At 73.6% G+C, this 3,638-nt stretch carries 4 protein-coding genes; 2 read left to right on the forward strand and 2 right to left on the reverse strand.

Going from position 1 to position 3,638, the window contains the following annotated elements:
• The first annotated feature begins 168 nt into the window (after nucleotides 1-168).
• Nucleotides 169-756 (forward strand): ArsR/SmtB family transcription factor, encoded by a 588-nt coding sequence (locus ACFU99_RS37300; RefSeq protein WP_384401203.1) that lies wholly within the window; start codon nucleotides 169-171, stop codon nucleotides 754-756.
• Nucleotides 753-2,024, forward strand: coding sequence for an MFS transporter (locus ACFU99_RS37305; RefSeq protein ID WP_384401206.1), 1,272 nt, complete (start codon nucleotides 753-755; stop codon nucleotides 2,022-2,024). Before ACFU99_RS37300 ends, ACFU99_RS37305 begins: the two co-directional genes overlap by 4 nt.
• A 67-nt stretch (nucleotides 2,025-2,091) precedes the next feature.
• Here the strand turns inward: ACFU99_RS37305 and ACFU99_RS37310 are convergent, their stop codons facing one another.
• Together ACFU99_RS37310 and ACFU99_RS37315 are read right to left on the reverse strand one after the other, a co-directional pair.
• Complete coding sequence (locus ACFU99_RS37310) at nucleotides 2,092-2,724, reverse strand: TIGR03085 family metal-binding protein (protein WP_384401209.1); 633 nt, start codon at nucleotides 2,722-2,724, stop codon at nucleotides 2,092-2,094.
• Nucleotides 2,725-2,807: 83 nt separating this feature from the next.
• Nucleotides 2,808-3,638: hypothetical protein (locus tag ACFU99_RS37315; RefSeq protein ID WP_384401212.1), on the reverse strand; the 831-nt coding region annotated here is incomplete at its 5' end.

Here is a 3,638-nt window from a genome sequence, read left to right on the forward strand (position 1 = left end):
GACGAAACCCGCACCCACCCACGCCGAATACCGCCCCACCCACCAGCCGCCCGCGACACCAGCCCACCCCCCGGCGGTAGACAGCGAACCTGCCACAGGGGCAGGGGCTCTCCCGACAGAAGTGCAATTTTTATTGCGCAACTTTTCTTTTCTATCTACCGTGGGGGCATGACCGACCCCGAGATGCAGCGGATCGCCGACCTGGACACCCTCAAGGCGTTCAGCCACCCGCTGCGCATGAAGCTCTACCGGGCGCTGACCGTGGCCCGCACCGCCACCGCGTCCCAGCTGGCCGAGACGGTCGACGAGGCGGTGTCGCTCGTCAGCTATCACCTGCGCAAGCTCGCCGCTCACGGGCTGATCGAGGAGGCCGAGCCGCAGAGCGCCGACGGGCGTGAGCGCTGGTGGCGGCTGGTGAGCGGCGGGGTGAGCGTGCGGGACCGGGACTTCCGGGACGCGCCGGAGAGCGTGGCCGTGCACTCGGCGTTCTCCCGGACGCTGTTCCGGCAGAGCGCCGAGATGTACGAGCGGTATCTGGACGAGCAGTCGGCCTGGCCGCAGGAGTGGCGCTCCGCCGCGTTCAGCTCCGAGTTTCTGCCCCGGCTGACCCCCGGGGAACTGGCGCAGCTCAACGACGAGATGCACGCCCTGGCGAAGCGGTGGACCGAGCACGGCCGTGCCGCCGAGGAAGCGGGCGACACCGAAGAGCGCGAGAACGTGGCGCTGCACTTCTACGGCTTCCCCTTCCGCCAGTGAGCGCGCCCGAGGCCGCCGTCCTCGCGCGGCGCCCCGCCACCGAGCGGCCCGCGCACCGGGACCCCAATGTCCTGCGCTGGCTCGCCGCCTACGTCGCTTCCCTCCTCGGCGACACCGTCTACTTCGTCGCCCTGTCCTGGGCCGCGACCCAGAGTGGCGGGCCCTCGCAGGTCGGGCTCGTACTGGCGATCGGGGCCGTGCCGCGCGCCGTGCTGATGCTCGGCGGGGGAGTGGTCGCCGACCGGCTCGGACCCCGCCGGGTCGTGATCGGCAGCGACCTCGTGCGCTGCGTCGTGATCCTCGCCGCCGCCGGGCTGCTGGCGTTCACCGCCCCCGGCCTCTGGGCGCTGGCGGCGATAGCGCTGGTCTTCGGCGCGGTCGACGCCCTGTTCATGCCCGCCGTCGGCGCGCTGCCCCCGCGCATCACCGCCCCCGGCCAACTGGCGCGCGTCCAGGGGATGCGCGGCATGGCGTCCCGTACGGCCCTGATCGCGGGCGCGCCGCTCGGCGGCATGGCCGTCGCGTTCGGCGGTTCGGCGGCGGCCTTCGCCGTGGCCGGGGCGTTCTTCGCCGGGTCGCTCGCCCTGCTGCTGGCCGTACGCGTCGCTCCGCTGCCGACGGACGCGATCGGGGAGGCCGTCACCGGGAAAGCCGCCACCACCCCCTGGCGCGACCTGGCCGACGGGCTGCGCTACATCAGGCGCCACCGGCTGCTCGCTCCGCTGGTCGTCGCCATGGCCGTCGGCGAACTGGGCTTCACCGGACCGATGAACGTCGGCCTCGCGCTGCTCGTCCAGGAAAGGGGCTGGGGCGCGTCCGGCCTGGGCTGGATCATCGCCGGCTTCGGGCTCGGCGCGGGCGGCGCCGCGCTGCTGGTCGCCGTGCGCCGCCGACTGGGCCGGGCCGGGCTGCTGTTCTCCTGCTTCATGGCCGCCGGAGCCGTGGCCGTCGCCGCGCTCGCGTACGTACCGACGCTCGCCGCCGCCGTCGCGGCCGGGGTGGCCGTGGGGCTGACCGCGGGGCTCAGCGGCACCTTGAACAACGCCCTGATCCAGACCGAGGCGGACCCCGCCCACCTGGGCCGGGTCACCTCCGTCGCCATGCTCTTCACCGTCGGTACCGCCCCGCTCGCCTATCCGCTGACAGGCGCGGCCGTCGGGGTCTGGGGCCCCGCCCCGGTCTTCGCGGCCTCCGCCGCCGTCATCGTGACCGGAGCGGCCATCGGCCTCCTCACCCCGCCCCTGCGCCGGGCCGAACTGCCCTCATGAACTGCCGTCGTGAACTGCCGCCCTGAGCCACCGCTCGCGCGCTGACCGCACCGCTCCTGACGTCGCGTCAGAGGCCGAGCTTCGCGTCGTACAGCCGCGTCACGGCCTCCTTGTCGCCGTCGATCTCGACGCGCGCGGCCTCCTGGCGGCCGAAGGCGAAGAGTGTCAGCTCGCCCGGCTCGCCGGTGACGGTGACGACCGGCGTGGAGCGGTTCGCCACCGCCGTACGGCCGTCCGGACGCCGCAGCACCAGGCCGACCGGGGACTTGCGGCCCAGCACCCGCGCCATCCGCTCCAGCCGGGACCACAGCGCGTCCTCGAAGACCGGGTCCAGCTCGCGCGGCGTCCACTCCGTGGCCGCGCGGCGGACGTCCTCCGCGTGCACGTAGAACTCGACCGTGTTGGACGCCTCGTCGACCTGCTTCAGCGAGAACGGCGACATGCGCGGCGGACCCGTGCGGATCATCTGGATCAGCTCCGCGTACGGCTTCGACGCGAACTCGGCCTGCACCCGCTCCAGCCGCGCGGCCAGCGGCTTGATCAGGATGCCGCCCGCCGCGTCCGCGCGCCGCTCGCGCACCACCACATGCGCGGCGAGGTCACGGGCGGTCCACCCCGCGCACAGGGTCGGGGACTCCGGTCCCACCGTGTCCAACAGATCGGCCAGGAGTAGGCGTTCGCGCTTCGCGTGGGTCGACATGGCGCCAGCCTACGACCGGTACGGGCGCGGTGCCACGCCGCCGCGCCCGGCCCGTACGCCCTCCGGCCAGGCGGGCCGGCCGGCTACCCCGACAGCGCCTCGGACAGCTTCTTGCCGCCCGGCTTGTCGCTGAGCGTCAGGGAGCATGAGACCTGGTTCCTGCCCTGCTGGGCGTAGGTCGTCTGGGACGGGAACAGCGCGTAGTAGTAATACGTGCGCCCGTCGGCGCCTATGGACTGCATGCGCTTGACGGCGTCCGCCTTGCACAGCGACAGGGCCTTGGTCTGAAGCTCCTTGTCCGTCGAGAACGTGCCGGTCAGCGTCTCGTTCGTGATGACCTCGCCGTCGTGCGGGCTGTCGCACGAGCGGACCTCTATCTGCTTCACGGCGCTGTCCAGGCCGGGGTGGTCGAAGCACTCGCCGGGCTTCAACCGCACATACCGCACCTGCCCGTCGGCCGGACTGTTTCCCGTACCCGAGCCCGATCCGGGATCCGAGTCCGAGGGCCGGGAGCCGTCCTCCCCGCGCCCCGGCGCGCCCTCCAGCGGCGCGCCCACACCGGGGCCCTCCGCGCCGTCCGAACCTGACGAGCCCGATGACCCCGAGGGCGTGGCCGTGGGGGAGGAGGAAGAGGAGGCGGACGGCCCGCTGCCCGCCGCCTTGTTGCTCTTGCCGCCGTCGCCGCTGGTCAGCACCACGCCCGCCACGGTCAGCCCCGCGACCAGCACCGCCGCCACGACGATCGCCGCGATCTTCCCGCCCTTGCCCCGTGGAGGAGGCGGCGGGGCCGCCGGGAACTGCTGCCCGTACCCCTGCCCGTAAGGCTGCTCCTGCCCGTAACCCGGCGCGGGCGCCTGCCCGTACCCCTGCCCGTACCCCTGAGCCGGCGGCGGTCCGTACCCCTGGCCGGGGCC

Origin of the sequence: Streptomyces sp. NPDC057654 (assembly GCF_042800135.1) — a bacterium.
Taxonomy (GTDB): Bacteria; Actinomycetota; Actinomycetes; order Streptomycetales; family Streptomycetaceae; genus Streptomyces.